The sequence below is a fragment of the Kitasatospora sp. P5_F3 genome (genome assembly GCF_054049135.1).
This window is the reverse complement of sequence record NZ_JBFUMY010000088.1, coordinates 1-18441: the sequence shown is the minus strand read 5'-3', so window position 1 is coordinate 18441 and position 18441 is coordinate 1. Positions and strand designations below refer to the sequence as shown.

The 18441-nt window shown below is 71.7% G+C and carries 13 protein-coding genes; 5 read left to right on the top strand and 8 right to left on the bottom strand.

The genetic code is table 11. The annotated features are described in order from the left end of the window. Nucleotides 1–618, top strand: a 618-nt coding sequence (locus ACXJMZ_RS32390; RefSeq protein WP_457033588.1) for a PP2C family protein-serine/threonine phosphatase, incomplete at its 5' end; no start/stop codon positions are given. A gap of 29 nt (nt 619–647) precedes the next feature. Here the strand turns inward: ACXJMZ_RS32390 and ACXJMZ_RS32385 are convergent. The 3 genes from ACXJMZ_RS32385 to ACXJMZ_RS32375 all read right to left on the bottom strand — a co-directional run bounded on the left by ACXJMZ_RS32385 (nt 648) and on the right by ACXJMZ_RS32375 (nt 2901). Next, nucleotides 648–1298, bottom strand: a complete 651-nt coding sequence (locus ACXJMZ_RS32385; protein WP_457033587.1) for a dienelactone hydrolase family protein — start codon at nt 1296–1298, stop codon at nt 648–650. 78 nt (nt 1299–1376) lie between these two features. Continuing rightward, nucleotides 1377–2333, bottom strand: coding sequence for a TIGR03557 family F420-dependent LLM class oxidoreductase (locus tag ACXJMZ_RS32380; RefSeq protein ID WP_457033586.1), 957 nt, complete (start codon nt 2331–2333; stop codon nt 1377–1379). A 79-nt stretch (nt 2334–2412) separates the two neighbouring features. Next, nucleotides 2413–2901, bottom strand: coding sequence for a DUF6328 family protein (locus ACXJMZ_RS32375; RefSeq protein ID WP_457033585.1), 489 nt, complete (start codon nt 2899–2901; stop codon nt 2413–2415). Nucleotides 2902–3198: 297 nt separating this feature from the next. Here ACXJMZ_RS32375 and ACXJMZ_RS32370 point away from each other — a divergent pair, with 297 nt between their 5' ends. Next, nucleotides 3199–4062: a SigB/SigF/SigG family RNA polymerase sigma factor gene (locus tag ACXJMZ_RS32370; RefSeq protein ID WP_457033584.1), complete on the top strand. Its 864-nt coding sequence runs from the start codon at nt 3199–3201 to the stop codon at nt 4060–4062. A gap of 1 nt (nt 4063) precedes the next feature. After that, on the top strand, nt 4064–4438 hold the full coding sequence (locus ACXJMZ_RS32365; protein WP_457033583.1) for an STAS domain-containing protein: 375 nt from the start codon (nt 4064–4066) through the stop codon (nt 4436–4438). A gap of 6 nt (nt 4439–4444) precedes the next feature. On the opposite strand, the gene ACXJMZ_RS32360 is transcribed toward ACXJMZ_RS32365, so the two are convergent. From ACXJMZ_RS32360 to ACXJMZ_RS32345, 4 genes are all read right to left on the bottom strand, one after another. Beyond that, nucleotides 4445–5833, bottom strand: coding sequence for an SWIM zinc finger family protein (locus ACXJMZ_RS32360; RefSeq protein ID WP_457033582.1), 1389 nt, complete (start codon nt 5831–5833; stop codon nt 4445–4447). Further along, nucleotides 5830–8790, bottom strand: a complete 2961-nt coding sequence (locus ACXJMZ_RS32355) for an SNF2-related protein (RefSeq protein WP_457033581.1) — start codon at nt 8788–8790, stop codon at nt 5830–5832. The genes ACXJMZ_RS32360 and ACXJMZ_RS32355 overlap by 4 nt, the downstream gene beginning before the upstream one ends. Before the next feature lie 79 nt (nt 8791–8869). Continuing rightward, nucleotides 8870–9499 carry an SMI1/KNR4 family protein gene (locus ACXJMZ_RS32350; protein WP_457033580.1) on the bottom strand — a complete coding sequence of 210 codons (630 nt, stop codon included), beginning with the start codon at nt 9497–9499 and terminating at the stop codon, nt 8870–8872. Nucleotides 9500–9590: 91 nt separating this feature from the next. Beyond that, complete coding sequence (locus ACXJMZ_RS32345) at nt 9591–11435, bottom strand: DUF262 domain-containing protein (RefSeq protein WP_457033579.1); 1845 nt, start codon at nt 11433–11435, stop codon at nt 9591–9593. A 461-nt stretch (nt 11436–11896) separates the two neighbouring features. Here ACXJMZ_RS32345 and ACXJMZ_RS32340 point away from each other — a divergent pair, with 461 nt between their 5' ends. Beyond that, on the top strand, nt 11897–14719 hold the full coding sequence (locus ACXJMZ_RS32340) for an AAA domain-containing protein (protein ID WP_457033578.1): 2823 nt from the start codon (nt 11897–11899) through the stop codon (nt 14717–14719). Between the two features lie 71 nt (nt 14720–14790). Here the strand turns inward: ACXJMZ_RS32340 and ACXJMZ_RS32335 are convergent, their stop codons facing one another. Further along, nucleotides 14791–15588 carry a LuxR C-terminal-related transcriptional regulator gene (locus tag ACXJMZ_RS32335; RefSeq protein WP_457033577.1) on the bottom strand — a complete coding sequence of 266 codons (798 nt, stop codon included), beginning with the start codon at nt 15586–15588 and terminating at the stop codon, nt 14791–14793. A 542-nt stretch (nt 15589–16130) separates the two neighbouring features. On the opposite strand from ACXJMZ_RS32335, the gene ACXJMZ_RS32330 reads away from it, so the two are divergent. Continuing rightward, nucleotides 16131–18441 (top strand): AAA family ATPase (locus ACXJMZ_RS32330; protein ID WP_457033576.1); only part of this gene is annotated, 2311 nt, incomplete at its 3' end.

The window sequence follows — 18441 nt, the reverse complement described above, 5'->3', positions numbered from 1 at the left end:
GTACGGGCGCTGCAACATGCGCTGACGGACGTGCCGAGCGGCCCGGCCGCGCCCGGCCTGGAGGTGGCCGTGCGCTACCTCCCGGCGGAGGCCGACGGTCAGGTCGGCGGCGACTGGTACGACACCCTGACCCTGCCGGACGGCACGGTGCTCGTGGTGGTCGGGGACGTCTCCGGGCACGGCCTGCGGGCCGCCGCCGGAATGGTCCAACTCCGCGACACACTCCGGGGGATGGCCTTCGTCGAGGCGGATCCGGCGTCCGCGCTGGCCCGGCTCAACCAGCTGCTCTGCCACCTGGGCGGCGAGCTCGTCGCCACGGCGGTCTGCGGGCGGCTGGACCGCGAGCGGCGCACCCTCACACCGTGCCGTCCGGCAGGGTCAGGGTGTCGTACCAGTCGCCGCCGACCTGACCGTCGGCCTCCGCCGGGAGGTAGCGCACGGCCACCTCCAGGCCGGGCGCGGCCGGGCCGCTCGGCACGTCCGTCAGCGCATGTTGCAGCGCCCGTACGGCAGTACCGGGCACCCGGCCTTGCGGGCTGCCTGGACCACGTCCTGCGCCGACTGGGGCTGCCGAATCCGGAGGACGACGCCTGCCTGCTCGGGTTCCGGCTGACGTGAACCGGCGGTACCGGCGGTGCGGAACAGGTTCAGAACGCGTCGCTGCCGGGGTGCAGGAACCACTCCCGCGCGAGCTCCGCCACTCGCTCCAGGGCGCCGGCCTCCTCGAACAGGTGGGTCGCGCCGGGAACCACGTCGATCCGGTGCGGCGCCCTGAGCTGCTCGGCCGCCGCCTCGTTGAGCCGCAGCACCTCGTGATCGCGGCCACCGACGATCAGCAGGACCGGTGCCTGGACCCGGGCGAGCGCGTCGGCACCGGCCAGATCCGGCCGGCCGCCCCGGGAGACGACGGACTCCACCCGGGCCGGGCGCTCGGCCGCCGTCTGCAGCGCGGCCGCCGCGCCGGTGCTGGCGCCGAACAGCGCCACGGGCGCCCGCCCGGTGTCCGGGTGGGTGGCGAGCCAGTCGACGGCGGCGACCAGACGCGAGGTCAGCAGCCCGATGTCGAACCGGAGTTCGGCCGTCACCCGGTCCCGCCGCTCCTCCTGCTCGGTCAGCAGATCCAGCAGCAAGGTCCCCAGGCCGGCCCGCTGCAGAGCGGCGGCGACCGCCCGGTTGCGCGGACTGTGCCGCGAACTGCCGCTGCCGTGGGCGAACAGCACCGTCGCCCGCACTTCGGGCAGCGCCAGGTCACCGGACAGCGCCGATCCGCCGACGGGGACAACGACCTCTTCCGGCATCACGGTCATCTCCTCACGGGCTTCCGCGCGGCCACTGCTCCGCGCCTGCCCGACGCCCGCCCGGCGAAACGGGGACTGTCAGGCCTGCAGGCGTGGCAGTACGTCCCGGCCGTAGAAGTCGAAGAATCCGCGCTGGTCGGGCCCGATCTGGCCGATGTAGACCTCGTCGAAACGGGCCTCGACGAAGGGCTGCAGGGCGGCCAGGTGCTCGTCGACGTCGTCGCCGCAGGTCACCGCGTCCGCGACCATCTGCTCGGTGACCAGCCCGGCGGCCTGTTCGAAGTGCTGGGGCGTGGGGAGGATCTGGGCCAGTTCCCCCGGCAGCAGTTCGTTGGGCCACAGCCGGTGGACGGTCCTGACCGCCCGCTGCCGGTCACGGTCCCAGCACACCTTGATGCGGCCGATCACGGGCCGGCCCTCGCCGCCGGCCACCCGGAAGGTGCGTACCGTGTCCGCCTGCGGGCCGACGGTGACGAAGCCGTCGCCGATGCGGGCCGCGAGCTGCGCCGAGCGCGGGCCGAAACCGGAGACGTAGATGGGCAATTCGCCGGTCGGCGGGGTGTAGAGCCGGGCGTTGTCGACGGTGTAGTACCGGCCGCGGTGGTTGGCCGGTTCCCCGGTGAAGAGCTGCCGGATCACCTCGACCGCCTCGGCGAGCATGTCCGCCCGGACGCCGAAGGGCGGCCACGCGTCGCCCAGGATGTGCTCGTTCAGCGCCTCGCCGGTGCCCACCCCGAGCCGGAACCGGCCGGAGGTCAGGACACTGGAGGTGGCCGCCGCCTGTGCGGTCACGGCCGGGTGCAGTCGGACGGTCGGGCAGCTGACCAGGGTCGTCACCGGCAGGTCGGTCAGCTGGGAGAGCGCGCCGATCACCGACCAGACGAACGGGCTGTTGCCCTGCGCGTCGTTCCACGGATGGTAGTGGTCGGAGATCGCGAGGTGGGTGAAGCCCGCCTGCCGGGCCAGCCTGGCCTGTTCCAGGAGTTCCGCCGCCGTGAACTCCTCGCAGGAGAGAAAGTAACCGAACGACGTCATGGCGCACCTCGCAGCACAGGGGGCATCGGGCCGGATCCCACGTCTAGCGGCTAGCCCGCCGTCGGCCGGGGAAACCTGCTCATTCCTTGGAGCGGTGCAGGACGGCAAGGGGCAGGACCACCCAGCAGAGCGCGAACCAGAACAGCACGCCGCCGGCGATCGCCCAGGCGGCGCAGCCGAGGCCGGCGACCCGGAGGAGCAGCAGCAGGGCTGCGGAGATCGTCACGGCGAGCAGGGCGAGACCGAGGGCGACCAGGTGGGCGACGGCGGTGACCATCAGCGGTTTGACGTGCGCCCCGGCCAGCAGCCGGTGGTAGGAGACCGGGGCGATCAGGGTGCCGACGGCGAACGCACCGAGTGTCACCACCGTGACGTACAGCGTCCGTTCGAGGTGGTCGAGGGTGGTGAACCGTTCGGTGAAGGCGACCGTCAGCAGGAAGCCGAACATGATCTGCGCGCCGGTCTGGGCGATCCGTACCTCCTGGAGCAGCTCGCCCCACCGGCGGTCGGCCCGTTCCTCCTCGGTCTCGTCACGGCCGGGGTCCTGGGGGTTCGGTTGTGCTGTCATGCGGGCCTCCGGCGAGTCGGCTTCGCTGTCGCGTCTGCCCGGTGCGGCGCGAGTCACGCACAGGTTTAACGGGGCCCCGATCCGGGGACCAGCCAGGAGCGGAGTGTTCGGGCAGCTGCCCGGCTCCGGTCCGGCGGCCGACGGGTCGTCGACACCACACGGCACGGTCCCCGTGCCGGGGCACCGCAGCCTGAAGCAGCCGGGCGCGACGGTCTCCCACCAACTGATTCCTGCGTACCGTCTGCCGGCCGGCGGGATCTCCCGGCCGGGCGTCGCGGCGCCGGACGTCCAGGGGAGATGACCCCAGTGTCCGCTTCCGACACCACCGCGCTGCTGCCCGCGGAGCTGCACCGGCCCAGCCGCCGGGAGATGCGGGCGATGGGGAAGACCGAGGCCCGCGCGCTCAGCGACGCGCTCTTCGAACGGCTGGCGGGCCTGGAACGCGAGTCGGCCGCCTACAGCTACGTGCGCGGCACGATCATCGAGCTCAACATGCCGCTGGTCCGGTTCGCCGCGGGCGGTTTCCGGCGCGGCGCGGCCGAGTTGGACGACATCCTCCAGGTCGGCACGGTCGGCCTGATCAAGGCCGTGGACGGTTACGACCACCGGCGCGGCGTTGAGTTCGCCACCTACGCGATCCCGACCATCACCGGCGAGATCAAACGGTTCTTCCGGGACACCAGCTGGCCGCTGCGGGTGCCGCGCAGTCTCCAGGAGCGCTACCTGCGGGTGGCCCGGTGCTCCGACCGGCTGGAGCAGGGGCTCGGCCGGCTGCCGACCCCGGAGGAGATCGCCGAGGAGCTCGACCTCGAACCGGCCGACGTGGTGGTCGGGCTCGGAGTGGGCCGGGTCTACCGGGTCAACTCGCTGGACGCGCTGCGGCAGGACCGGGACGACGCGTACGGCAGCGCGCTGTTCGACCGGCTGGGCGCCTGTGACCGGGAGCTCGATCTGGCGGAGTTCCGGGAGGCCGTCCGGCCGCTGCTCCGGGCGCTGCCGGTGCGTGAGCGGACGGTGCTCGCGCTGCGGTTCTGGGGTGACTGCACGCAGGCGGAGATCGCCGAGGAGATCGGGGTCTCGCAGATGCACGTGTCGCGTCTGCTGGCAGGCATCCTGAGCGGGCTGCGCGAGCGGCTGGCGGACGACCAGGAGGCGACCTGAGGTGCGGGAGCGGATCGCGCCCGGTACGGCTCTGCGTCTGGTGGCCGGTCCCGACCCGGCTCTCGGTGTCGGCACCGTCGCGATCGACGGCGAGCTCGACCAGGACTGCGCGCAGGCGCTCGGCGCGGCCCTGCGGAGCACCCTCTCGGTCTGCCCCGGCGGACTCCGGCTCGACCTGGGCGGGGTCACCTTCTGCGACAGCGCGGCACTGCACGCGCTGATCCGGATCCGGGCCGAAACCCTCGAGCTCGGGCGGTCCTTCACGGTGCTGACGGTCAGTCGGCAGGTCGACCGGCTGCTGTGGCTCACCGAGACCCGGCGGGTGCTCGTCCCCGCCGACGTACCGGCCGCCGAGGTGCCGGCCCGGAAGCGGTGACCGGAGTCAGACCTCGGCCGGCCAGACCAGTGCGGCCGCCTCGTGGTCCGCCTCGAGCACGCGGTCGGTGAGCTCCGCGAGTTCCGGGTCCAGGGCGGTGGCGAAGGCCGCTGCCGGATCGAGGTCGGCGGGGCCGGCGGGCCACCAGGTGCCGGACTCCTTGCGGTAGGGGTACCAGTGGCGGTCGGCACCCAGGCGCAGCTGTGCGGAGCCGCCGGTGGCGGTGAGGCGGTTGCGGGTGGCCCGCAGGGCGGGCGCGCGCTCGCCCTCCCAGGCGTGCCTGACCGCGTCGCGGGCGGCGGCGAGGTCGTACGGGGCCGGGTCCCAGGGCTGGTTGAGGACCCGCAGGCCCTCGGGGCCGCCGTACTGCCAGGCGCGTACGGAGCGGGCGAGGTCTGTGGCGTTGAGTCCGGCTGCGTCCGCGAGGCGGGCGAGGACGGTGGGCGGGGCTTGGGCTGCCGTGAGGCGGATGACGTCCTGGTCGACGTCCAGGCGGTCTGCTGGTGCGGTGTCGGCGTGGGTGGGGGAGAGCGCCTCGGCCAGCAGTCGTACGGCGCGGGCGGCGGCGTCGGCAGCGAGGAACTCCAGTGCTGCCGGGTCGGGCCCGGTGCCGGGCGTCCCCGAGCCGGTGAGTACGGCGCCGGGGCCGGGGCGATCAACTGCGGGCGGCGGGCCGGGAAGTGGCGGCAGCCCGGCCTTGGCGGCGGCGAAGACGTCCTTGGCGGGTACGGAGCTGCTGGCTGAGGGTGCGTCAGGTGGGCCCGTGGACTCCAGGGCGGCCTGTGCGGCGTTGCGTCGCTGGAGTTCGTCCATGAGCTCCTGCTCGCCGCGCCCCCGGAGCAGCAGCAGGACGAACGGGTCCTCGTCGAGCAGCCGGGCGACCTGGTAGTAGACGGCGGCCGCGTGCTTGCAGGGGTAGCCCCAGTCGGGACAGGAGCAGGACGGGGTGAGCTCGCTCTGCCGGGGGAGCAGCCGTACCCCGGCTCGGGCGGCGTCCTCGGCCAGTTCGGCGGGCATGTCCCGGTCGAGCAGGGCCGCAATGTGCCCGGCCTGCCCGGCGGCTGCGTCCAACAGCAGTTCCCAGTCGCGCTCGCTCAGCACCGGGATGTCCATCGACGTCCGGTACGGCGTGCGGCGGCTGCCCTGGACCCGGGCGGCCACCCGGCCCGGGGTCACGGTGATCTCGCCGACGTTGCCCGCCCGGGCGTAGGTGCGGCCCCGGGCGAGGCGGCCGTCGCCGGAGCCGTGCTTCCCCTCCAGGGCCTCGACCCAGGCGTTGCCCCACCAGGACTCGGCGAAGGAGCGGCGGCCCCGGGCGGGCGGCAGCGGAGGGAACGTCGTACTGCGTGCGTTCGCCGGCTTTCGAGCGCTGCTGGGCTTTCGGGTGGCGCTCATGACCGGCCCGCCTTGTGGGCGCGCCGGTCGGCCGTCCGCAGCTCCACCAGTTCGGCCAGCTGTGCATCCGTCAGTTCGGTGAACGCGGCCTCGCCGCCGCCCAGTACGGCGTCGGCGAGATCCTTCTTCCGCTTCAGCAGCTCGGCGATCCGGTCCTCCACGGTGCCCTCCGCGATCATGCGATGGACCTGGACCGGCTGGGTCTGGCCGATCCGGTACGCGCGGTCGGTGGCCTGGTCCTCGACAGCCGGGTTCCACCAGCGGTCGTAGTGGATGACATGGGCGGCCCGGGTGAGGTTGAGGCCGGTGCCCGCGGCCTTCAACGACAGGAGAAAGACCGGGACTTCGCCGTCCTGGAACCGCCGGACCATCTCCTCGCGCCGCTTGACCGTGGTGCCGCCGTGCAGGAACAGGGCCGGGATCCCGCGCTGCGCGAGGTGGCCCTCGATGATCCTGGCCATGGCGACGTACTGGGTGAAGACCAGCGTGGCGTTGCCCTCGGCGAGGATGGTGTCGAGCAGTTCGTCCAGCAGCTCGAGCTTGCCCGACCGCTCGGCGACCCGGGCGGGGCTGTCCTCCTTCAGGTACTGCGCCGGGTGGTTGCAGATCTGCTTGAGCCCGGTGAGCAGTTTGACCACCAGTCCGCGCCGCGCGATGCCCGTGCTGCCCCGGATCTCGGCCAGGGTCTCCCGCACCACGGCCTCGTAGAGCGCCAGTTGTTCCTTCGTCAGGGTGACGACGCGGTCGGTCTCGGTCTTGGGCGGCAGCTCCGGGGCGATGCCCGGATCCGACTTCCGTCGGCGCAGCAGGAAGGGACGGACGAGCGACGCGAGGCGCTCGGCGGCCCCGGGGTCGTCGCCGCGCTCCACTCCTCGGGCGTAGCGGTCGCGGAAGGCCTTGAGGGGGCCGAGCAGCCCGGGGGTCGTCCAGTCGAGCAGTGCCCACAGCTCGGAGAGGTTGTTCTCGACGGGCGTGCCGGTGAGGGCGACCCGGGCCCGGGCGGTGAGGGTGCGCAGCGCCTTGGCGGTGGTGGAGAACGGGTTCTTGACGTGCTGCGCCTCGTCCGCGACCACCAGCCCCCACGGCCCGGCCACCTCGAGCCGGGCGGCGTCCCTGCGCATGGTGCCGTACGTGGTGAGCACGAACTCGCCCGCGGCCAGGCCGGTCAGCTCACGGGCGGTCCCGTGGAAGCGGCGTACGGCGGTGCCGGGAGCGAAACGTTCGATCTCGCGCTGCCAGTTGCCGAGCAGCGAGGTGGGGCAGACCACCAGGGTGGGGCCGGCCGTGGCGGGATCGGTCTGTCGGTGCAGATGCAGGGCGATCAGGGTGATGGTCTTGCCGAGGCCCATGTCGTCGGCCAGGCAGCCGCCGAGGCCGAGCGAGGTCATCCGGTGCAGCCAGCCGAGACCGCGCAACTGGTAGTCGCGCAAGGTGGCTTGGAGCGCGGCGGGCTGCGGAACGGGCTCCCGGCGGGCGGTCGCCTCGGGGTCGGTGAGGCGGTCTCGCAGCTCGTCGAGCCACCCGGCGGAGCGGACCTCGACCAGCTCCCCGTCCACCTCGGCCGTGCCGGTGAGGGCGGCCGAGAGCGCGTCCAGCGGGGTGAGCAGCCGCTCCTCGTGCGCACGCTCGCGGGCGCGCCGTACGGCTTCGGGGTCGAGCAGTACCCACTGGTCGCGCAGCCGGACCATCGGGCGCTGCGCCTCGGCGAGACGGTCCAGCTCGGCCCGGGTCAACTCCCTTCCGCCGACGGTGAGTTGCCAACGGAAACCGAGCAGCTTCTCGGCGGACAGCAGCGACGGCAGGTCGGAACCGGCCCGCTCCGCCTCCTCGACCACCACATGCGCGGTCAGCTCGCGGGCCAGCTCCTTGGGCCAGTGCAGCTGAAGCCCGGCCGCCGCAAGGCGCACCGCGGCGTCGCCGAGCAGCTCCTGCACCTCCTCGTCCGACAGCTCCAACTCGGCCGGAGCGGCCGCCGTGAGCAACCGGGCCAGCGGCGGCCACACCCGGGCGGCGCGACGCAGCGTCAGCAGCGTGTCGACCTTGGTGCGCGGACCGAAGGCGTCACCGGCGGCCGCGCGGCCCGCCCAGAGGTCGCCGGCGTCGGTGACCAGCGTGGCGTCACCGAGGCTGTGCAGCTGGACGACGGCGCGGAACGGCAGATCCTGGTCCTCGTCCTCCCAACTGTCGTGCCACTCTTCGGAATCGTCCGCTTGGCTTGGCAGCTCCAGGCGCAGTGCGACCCGGACGCCGGCGTCCAGCCCGGCGGCGATCTCGGCTGCCCAGCCGCGTTCCGCGCTTACCTGCTGAGGGGCGGGGGAGGCCCAGGCCGGGCTGCCCGCCGCGAGATGCGCGGCCGGGGTGCGCGGCAGCCCGTCGGCGACCGCGTCCAGGAAGGCGCGCAGCAGCGGTTCGGCCTCGGGCAGTTGCAGCGGCGTACGGTCCGGGAGCGGTACGGCGCGGGCCTCGGGCGGCATCGCGGCGGCGAGTTCGCGGATCCGCCGGAGGTCGTCCGGCTCCAGCGGGCCGACGCGCCAGGCATCCAGGCCGCCCGGGCTGACACCGGGCAACAGCCGTCCTCGGGCGACCAGTTGAAGGGCGATAAGGCCGGCCGCGCCCCAGAACGCGGCGGCCGGGCCTGCGCCCTCTTTCGTCCGGGCCCGGGTGAGTGCGGGCAGCGCCTGAGCGACGGTCAGGACGGTGGCCGGTACGGTGCGACGGCGTGCCGAGGCGCCGTGCGGGCGGGCCACGGTGAGCTGGGTGACGTCCTCTTGGCGGCCTGGCGGCGCGGCGCCATCGGGGCGCCAGAACGCCACTCGGCCGAGCCGGGGCGGGKCGGCCGGGAGGAAGACGGCGGCGCAGGTGCCGAGTGCGGAGAGCTCGGCGAGGGTGAGCGGGGGTGCGCTGTCGGTGTCTGCACCGTGGTCGGGTGTCTCGACGAGGCGGTGCGCGATGGCCACGATGCGTGCTGCTTTCCAGCGGGTCCGAACCGGTCTGTGCCAGTGAGAATACTGGACCGGGGGGCACCGAGGAGCGGGTTCAGTCTGTGCTGAGGTGGATCGTGGCGCCGTCCGGTGTGTTGTGAACCTTCTGGGCGATGGGCCCGCGGATGCGCATGGCGACGGCGGAGTCCTTGACCGTCAGATTGTCGAACTCGTAGGCACCACCCATGACGAAGAGCTGAAGGGGAATCAGACGCTCATCGGGGCCGAGTGCGCCGTTCTTCTTCTGGAAGGCGTGGGCGAAGGAGTTGACCCCGTTGACGTCCGGGTCCTCCAGCAACCACCCGGCCCAGTCCTCGAGGCTGGTGCCGAGCGACGTCACATCAGCGGTCTCCGGATCGAAGCGGACGACCTCGGCGCCACCTGCAACGGCAAACTGGTTGCCGAAGAGGTCCTGTCCGAAGCAGAACAGATCATCGGCCAGGCCGGCGTAGGTGTCCTTCCAGACTTCGTCGGTGTTCCACAACAGCATGTCGGGGCCGAGGCCCTCCTCGCCCACCCGGAAGACCTGGACGCCACCGTTGAAGAGGAAGAATCCGTTGGTCCGGGAGATCACCCGGCCGAGTTCGACCAGCGGCCCGTCCTCGACACCGAAGTCCAGCTCGATCGCCGGCCCCATCGGGCCACGGGCACGGCCGAGCAACTGGTCGAGCGCGCTCTGCGTCATGTGTTCTTCTTCTCCGCTTCGGGGCCGATCGGCCGGGCCGGCTGATCTCGCTCACGCCAGCCTGCCCCTCCTGTGGGCAACCAGCGTCGGACTACTCGGTGGAGAGCCCGCTGCTCTCCACCGGGAGGCGGTCTGCGGACGGCCAGATTTCCAGGGCGAGGGCCGCCAGGTAGCTGCCGCGCCGGCGGATGCGCAGCTCGTCCCAGCTTGCGGCCCAGTCGGGGACCGTGGCGGTGGGTGGGGCGTGCAGCAGAGTGCCGTTGGTGAGGCGGAGCAGACTGTGTTCGCTGAGCCACTTCTTCTTGTCATCCCAACCCATGTTGCCGATGGTGGGGTTGAGCTTCGCGGTGGCGAGCGTCAGGTTGCCCAGTGTGTGGACGAGTTCGTGGCGGTCGCTGCCCTCGCTGGGGTCATCCGCTGACAGCGGCCAGTTCTCTTCCCAGCTCTGTGGCATCACGTGCTCGATCGTCAGTTTGGCGCCGAAGTGTTCGCCTTCGGGGACGACGAGCTGTTCGGTGTGCCCGGTGCGCAGCACGTCCTCCAGCGCCTCCAGGAGGATGCGGACACGGTGGCGGTACAGGCGGGTGTAGAGGGGATCCTGTTCCAGCGCGGTGCTGAACTCGGCGTCCGTCGGCCACCGGCGGTGATTGCCCTGCATCGCGTCGAGCGCCGTGACGATCGCCTCGTCGGCTTGTTCGGGCCGCTTGCTGCCGACGGTGACCAGTTCCCGGAAGATGTGGTTGTAGTCGCTGTTGCTGAGGTTCAGGATGGTGCGGCGGACGATGTAGCTGTCGATCGCCCGTACGGTCCGCTGTCGACGTGCCGGCGGGAGGACTTCGTCGCCCAGACCGTAGAGGAAGAGCAGCAGGGGCATCGGGGTGGAGATCTGCATGACCCGAAGGCGGTACAGGAATCGGCCCTCCACGCCGTGCGGCGGGTGCTGGTCGAGGCCGTCGTAGATCTCCGCATATCGGGCCAGCTCCGCGAAGACCTCCTCGACGGGAGAGGTGGTGGCCCGCAGCCAGCGGTCGAACTCCTTGAACAGTGCCGTGGACGTGAACTCTCGCCGGGTGCGCATGGTGAGCCAGTAGGTGAGGAAGACGTCGAGGCGGCTGCGGGTGATACGGCCGGTGGTCTGCTCGACCCGCCACTCGGGCTGCTCGAAGGGCGCCCAGTACGCCTTGTAGAGGCGATCCACGTCAGCGCCCGCGTGTTCGGCGGTCTGGAAGAGCAGGTTCTTGACCAGGTCTGCGTGGGAGAGCGGGGTACCGCGGCTGTTGAGTGTCTCGAACACGACCTGGGCGTCGTCGTGTTCCTCCAGGTCGATGATGACCAGGCGCAACTGCTCGCGGACCGTTTGGACGAGGGAGTTGAGGCGCTCCTCCGGCTGGGTGGTCTCCGCCAGCCAGCTGTCTATGACGCTCTGAAAGTAGTGCACCGCCTCGGCGAGCGTGCTCTCGACCGGCTGCCCGGTCATGACTGCGCGGAAGGGGGCGCGGTCGGCGTTGGTCGGCCAGACCTTGTAGCGGTGGTCGGGGTGCCGGCCGCTGTCGAAGAGGTCTTCGTCGTTCTCCAGGAACTTGGTGAGCAGCCGGACCGAGCGCTCGTCACCGAGGACAGTGGCTGACTGCCGGGCGGCGTACAGGAAGAGCTGGAGCGTGGTGAGCCGCTGCTGGCCGTCGATGACCTGCCGGGTCTCCAGGCTCGACGACAGGTACGGAGTCTGGTCGAAGACCACCGCTCCAAGGAAATGCGGTGCCACGGTCTCGCCGGTCTCAGCGGCGTTCTGGGTCCGCTCGACGGTGCGGCGGATGTCGTCCCAGAGGGCCGTCCAGTTGTCGTCCCGGTTCCACACGTACGGACGCTGGAACAACGGCACCGTGTACCGGACGTCCTTCCCGAAGATCCGTCGCAGGTCGACAGTGTCAGCTCTCACGCATCCCACCCCTTTTCGGTACGTATACGCCGCCACCGTACCGATCTTCGTCGACAGAAGGCCGCGCTTTACGAGGTTGGTAGTTGCCGGCTCGGGCGTCTCTCAAGACTCAACAGGGATCCGATCCGGGTACTAACCTTGTTCGGAGCGGTCAGCCGGTAGCTGTGACGAGGGGGCATCACGTGGCGGGTGTAGAGCGGCCGTATCCGACGGAGGAGTTGCTGCGGGCGTGCCGGGCGGAGATTGCCTCATCGAGGCGTGACGGTAGCGGTACGGCGAATACGGTTTTCCTGCACAGTGGCCGTCAGATCGGCGGTGGGGATGTCCGGGAGTACGTATTCCGGTGCAAGGCCTGGCGGGAGGCCTTTGACGGGCGGACTCTGGTGGTGCGGTCGGCGGGATCCCGCAGCGCGTGGCTGCCGGCCGAGGTGAGCCGGAGTCCTGACGGCACGGTGCGAGTTGTGACCTCCGCCGACCTGGGCGAGGAGCGGGGCAAGGCCGAGCTGCGTGAGGATGACGCGGCCGGCTGGGTCGCCCTGGTGCAGCGCCTGGAGGGGGTGGGTCAGCCGGAAAGCCGTCTCGAAGTCGCATCGGCAGGCCTGTTGTTGAACCAGGGGGATGCTCAGATCGGCCGGGTTTCGGATCCGCAGCGCTGGGTGGCCGGTTGGCACGGTCTGCAGCTGAACGACCGTCAGCGCCAAGCGGTGGTCCAGGCGTTGGGCAGTCGGATCCTGTTCCTGTGGGGGCCGCCCGGTACCGGGAAGACCGACGTCGTCTCCTATATCACCGAGGGTAGCTACCGGCAGGGACACCGCGTGCTTTTCCTGGCCCCGACCAACGTCGCGGTGGACCAGGCCCTTGAGCGGATCTGCGAGTTGTTGGAGCGGGAGGCCGGATTCGATACCGGTCTGGTCCAGCGCGCGGGCAAGATCGTCGTGCCCGGCTTGGACCAGCGCTTCGGTGACCAGATCAACCAGGAGCGGATCGCCGCTCGCGTCAATGCCGAGATCGATGCGCAGCTGGCGGTGGCCAAGCCGCAACTGGACGCTGTCAGGGCAACATTGGCCCTGTACGCCGAGAACCTCCGTTTGAAGCAGAGCCTGGTTCAGGTGAGGTCGCAGTGGCAACAGGCGACGATCGACTCTGATGCGGCAGGTCACCAGCTCTTGATCGCTGATGCTGCGGCTGCTGGGCTGCGTGTCCAGATCGCGCAGGCCGAGCCGCCCGAGGGCTGGTTCGCTGACCGCAAGCGGGCGAAGTTGGAGAAGCTGCAGCTGGATCTCGGCGAGCAGGGCGTGGTGATCGGCCAGGCAGTACAGGCCCAGCGCGATGGAGCCGCGCGAGCCGCTCGGGCCGAGGCGGAGATCGCAGATCTGACGGGCCAACAGCAGCGAGTGCTCGCCGAGTTGACGGGATGTCAGCCGCAGTCGGTGTTGGAGGACCAGGCGAAAGCCCTGGCGGCCCGAATCGAGGCACTGGATGCCGAGCGGCGCCAACTGCAGGAGGCTGTGCGGGCGCGCTGCCGGGTGCTCGGGACGACGGTGGCAAGAGCGGTGCAGTCCCGGAAGCTTCTGGACCAGGTGGACGTCGTGGTGATCGATGAGGCGGGGATGGTGGACCTGCCGTCCGCGTGGGTCGCCGCAGGCCTGGCCGGCAAGCGGGTAGTTGTGGCCGGTGACTTCCGACAGCTGCCTGCGGTCACCAAGGCCGCCGGTGACAACGCCGACAAGGAGCAGCAGCCCCATTCGCGTCTGTGGGCAGCTCGCGATGCATTCCACGCCGCAGGCCTGGTCGGCGCGGACGGTGCGGCCCAGCGCCAGGACGCCCGGCTGGTCGGTCTGGACACGCAATACCGGATGCGCCCGGCCATCTGCGAGTTGGTGAACACGGTGGCGTATCCGGATGCACCTCTGCACACCGGGCGGACGGACAGCAGCAGGCTGCCGCAGTCACCCCTGCTGCCCGGTCCACTGGTCCTGGTCGACACGTCCAGCCAACGGGTGGTCAGCAGCGGGGAGGGCGCGCACAAGACCAATGCGGTGCACGAGGCAGTCATCCATGAGCTGGTACGTGGGCTGCAGTACGACGGGGTGCTGCCGCCGCGCGCCGCTGCGCCGGACGGTGGACCGGGCGGGCCCGTCGCGCAACTGGCGGTGATCGCCCCGTATCGCGCCCAGGTGCAGCGACTGGGTGCAGGCCTTCGGCATCGATTCGGCGAGGAGTACGAGGGGCTGGTCGACACGGTGCATCGGTTCCAGGGCAGCCAACGGCCTTTGGTGATCATTGACATGGTCGCCGGAGCCGGCGCCAAACCCGGGTACTTCTACGAAGGCACCGGCCTGTCATCCACCACCTGCCGACTGCTCAACGTCGCGCTGAGCCGGGCTCAGGACCACCTGGTGGTGGTCGCCGACGTGGCGCACCTACGACAGCACCTGGCCCCGCACAGCGAAGCGTTGGCGATGCTGGACCACCTGGAGCGACGTGGTGTCCGTCTCCCCGTGGAGGAGCTGGTCCCCATTCGCCAGGCGGCCGAGCTGGCCGGCCTGGAGGAGGACGAACTCGCCCGTCCGGCATTCTTTCCGGCGGACGAGGTGGGCCGGGCGGTGTCCTGGGATCTGGGTCGAGCGGTCAAGAGCATCGACGTGTACTGCGCCTTTCTCAATGCCAGGGCGGTGGACCAGTGGATCGGCCTGCTGGGGAGGAAGGCGTCGGAGGGGGTGAAGGTGACGCTGTACACCCGAGACCACAGTGAGGACACGCGGGGGACTTGGCTCGTCGGCCAGCTCGGGCAGGCCGGTATCACGGTGGTGCAGCGGGAGCGCATGCACGAGAAGGTTCTCATCATCGATGACACGGTCCTGTGGCACGGTTCGCTGAATCTCCTGGCCAAGGTCGGGCCAACAGATCTGATGATGCGAATCACTGACCCGCTCTCGTGTCAGCGGGTGCAGCGGATCGTGGATCGGGCTCAGCCGGGGGATGAGAAGCGTTGGGAGCGCCCCGGACAGGACGACCCGCGCGTCCGAGCGGGCATTGCGGCCGTGAGCGACTCCTTGACGACCCACCCGGCAGTAGCGCCGCCCAAGCCGGTCGGACCTCCTGGCAGTGCTGGGATCGCCGCGGGGGACGTGGTGGCAGGACGTCTGTACCTCAAGGTGCCGTTCGAGCAGAAGGATGAGGCGAAGCGCCTGGTTCGGGCACAGTGGGACAAGGCGCTGAAGCTCTGGTGGGTCGAAGACGCAACCACAGACCGTGAGTTGGTTCGGCGCTGGCTGCCGTAGGAGGGACATGCACCGCTTCGACACCCCGCAGGCGCACGGACACGTCCGGTCCGTGCGCCGCGCGGGTCGGGTCAGAGCTGCGGTGAAGGGCTGATCAGGTCGAGGCGGAACGCGTTGGCTCCGGCCTGGAACCGGCTGTCGGCGTTGAGCGCGAGCAGGATTGCGGCGACGTGCCGTCGACAGGTGCGTAGCGAGATGCCGGTGCGGCGGGCGATCGTCTCGTCCTTGGCGCCGGCTGCCAGCAGTTGCAGGATCTGGAGTTTCAGCGGGTCGTCGGCCAGGCTGTCCGGGTCGCCCGAGGAGTCGTCGGCGGGTTCCTCGACGGACCCGACGGTCTCGACGGACTCCGCGTGCGGGGTGGGCCGCTGAGCGGGTGCCGCGGTGGACCAGGCGGTGTCGAAGAGGAGTCGGGCGAGCCGGATGGCGGCCGGTTCGCGGAGGATCGTGACGACCGGTTCGCCTCCCGGCAGGGCCTGCGGGACCAGGGCGATCCGGTCGTCGACCAGCAGGAGTTCCTGAGGGAGGTCGGGGCTGCTGCGTACGTCGGACTCCCCGGTCCTCGGGCGGGCCGCCAGCAGCTGCGCGGCGCGGGTCGCGTCGGTCGCCGAGTCCAGTAGGGCCCGTACCCGCACTCCGCCGGATAACTCGGCCAGCCCTCGGCCGAGGAACGGTGCGAACATGGACGGCCGTTGACCGCCGGGCCGGATCCAGCCCACGTCGGATCGGCAGTCGATGGCCAGTGCGTGCAGCAGTTTCGAGAGCGACCCGGTGTCCACGGTGCGCTCGGTGGCCGGTCCGTCGAAGGTGGCGGAGACCTGGTTCTGCATCGTCAGCAGGGCGTCCAGTCGGCCCGCCGCCAGGTCGAGCACCGACCGCCAGTAGTTGCTCTCACTGGCGAGCAGAGCGTGGATTCCCGGGAGTGCCGATTCGGCCGGGGCCGGCCACCGGGCGGCCGCCCGGGCGGTGGCGGGGGKCAGGGGGGTCTGCTGGTGGCCCGACCGGCCCTGGCCGGGGGCGGGATCACGAAGGGCTGGGTCACGAAGGGCTGGGTCACGAGGGGCCGGGTCAACAGGGGCGGCGCCAAGAGGCTTGGGGCCGTGGGGGGTTGGGCACTGGCAGGTGCTGGGAGCGAATGCAGTCGCTGCCATGTCCGCTGCTGCCGCGCGGATGTGCGTCAAAGACTTGCTCCTGGATGAGAGAGGTGAACAAGCTCTGCAGTCGCCGTCCCTGTGGTGGTGGTAGCGGCGATCCGACGAATCTATGGGCGAGAAGATTCACCTGACATCCGCAGAACTACCTACTCCCTTACGTACTGATGATCAGTCACCTATGGTGGGCGCTGATCGGGGGTGCTCCCGACGGCCGGGGGAGCTCTGCGGGACCGGCGCTGTTGCGAGGTGGGGCGGGGCCTGTGGACGTACCGGATGGTTGTTCGGAGCGGTCGGCCAAGCTGGTCGGCCGGGCTGTCGAACTCGGACGGCTGGAACGCGCGGTCACGCAGCTGCTCGGCGGTTCCGGCGGAGTCCTGGAGATCGCCGGTGAGCCGGGCATCGGCAAGACCCTCCTGCTCCTGGAGCTGTCGGCCGACGCCCGTTCGCGCGGCGTCCAGGTCCTGAAGGGCCGGGCGACCGAAGCCGAGACCGGGCTGGGGTTAGGTGTCTACCAGGATGCGCTGGGCGACCGGTTCCGTACCGAGGCCGCCGGACTGCTGCTGCCACCCGGCCTGACCGACTCGCTCCAACCGTTGCTCGGCAACGGCCCGGCGAACGAGCTCTGGGCCGACCGGCCCGCGCCGGCCGGCGCCGAGCGGGTGCGGATCCATCAGCGGGTGCGTTCGCTGCTCGGCCGCTGGGCCGAGCAGGCACCGACCCTGCAACCGTTGCTCGGCAACGGCCCGGCGAACGAGCTCTGGGCCGACCGGCCCGCGCCGGCCGGCGCCGAGCGGGTCGAGGTCGGACCGCTGTCCGCCGCCGAGTCCGCCACCCTCGCCTGTCTGGCGGTCGGTGCCGGGCAGTCGAACGGACAGGCCGACAGCCGGCCGCACCGCTGGGACGAGATCCACCGGGAGAGCGGCGGCAACCCGCTCCTCCTGCTCGCCCTCGCCGACCTCGCGGGCGGCGGCGAAGCGGCAGGCCCGGCGGCGGTGCTGCTCGGCGAGCTCGCGCTGGTGCCCGACGACGGCCGGCTGCTCACCGCCGCCGCCGCCGTGCTCGGCGAGTGCTTCCTGGTCGAGGCGCTGGCGGAGGTCGCCGAACTCGGTACCGAGCGGGCCCACCACGCGGCCACCACCCTGATCCGGCGCGACATCCTGCGCCCGGTCGCCGGCACGCCCCAGCTGACGTTCCGTCACCCGGTCCTGCGCCGACTGGTCTACCAGCACGCCGACCCGGTCTGGCGGGTCGGGGCACACCGCCGCGCGCTCGCCCGGCTGACCCGCAGCGGCGCCCCCGCGGTGGAGCGGGCCCGGCACGCCGAACGGTGCCTGGTCGACGCCGACCCGCAGGTCGTCCGGATCCTGGAGGAGGCGGCCGAGGCCGCACTGCGCACCGCCCCGGGCGACGCCGCACGCTGGCTCGGCGTCGCCCTGCAGGCCATCCCCGACACCCCCGCCGAACACGACCGCCGACTCCGGCTCGAGCTCGCGCGCACCCACGCCCTGGCCACGTCGGGGCGGCTGTCGGAGAGCCGCGACCTGCTGCACGAGGTGCTGGCACGGGTACCGACCGACCCGCTGGACCGGCGGATCGAGACCGCGACGCTGTGCGCCCGCACGGAACGCATGCTCGGCCACTACTCCCAGGCCGAGGCCCTGCTGCGGGGCGAGCTGCCCAGGATCGAGGGCCGGCCCTCGCCCCAGGCGGTCGCCCTGATGACCGAGTACGGCATCGTGGCCCTGCTCACCGGGGGCTTCGCGGACGCCGACCGGTTCGTCGAACAGGCGGTGCGGACGGCCCGCGAGCTCGGCGACCCGCCGGCCGAGGCGACGGCCCTCGCCGTACGCGGACTCGGCAGCATCTACCTCGGCCGGGTCGACCGGGCGCGCCGCACGCTGGCCGCCTGCGCCGCGCTGGCCGACCGCCTCCCCGACGCCGACCTCGCCTGTCAGCCGGAGGCACTCGCCCAACTGGGCTGGGGCGAGCTGCTCGCCGAGCAGTACGCCGACGCGGCCCGCCACCACGAGCGCGGTCTGCGCCTGACCCGCCGGAACGGCCAGGACCACGTGGTGCCGCACCTGCTGCTCGGCATCGGCTTCCGGCAGTTCTGGACGGGCGAGTTACGACGGGCCGAGCGGACCGCCGCGGAGGCCGAGCAGGCGGCCCGTGAGATCGGCAGCCGTGAGCTCGGGGCCCTGGCGATGGCCCTCCGCGCGGCAGCGATGGACCCGAACCGCCGCCCCGCCGCCGACGGAGCGGCCCTGGCCCTCGCCGAGCGGGCCGTCCGGTCGGCACCGGGCGGCGGCTGGTGGAGCCGGAGCGCGGTGGCCATTCACGCACAGACCCTGCTGACGGCCGGTCAGCCCGAACGCTGCGCCCGGGTCCTGCTGGAGGCCGGGGGCGGCCCGGAGCTGCCGCTCGCCCAGGTGACCTTCCATCCGCTCTGGTACGCCATGCTGTCGGCGGCCGCGCTGGCCACCGGCGATGTCGCGGCGGCCGAGCGCTGGGCGGCACAGGCGGACACCGCTGCCGACCGCCTCGGACTCTGCGGCCCGCACGGCTTCGCCC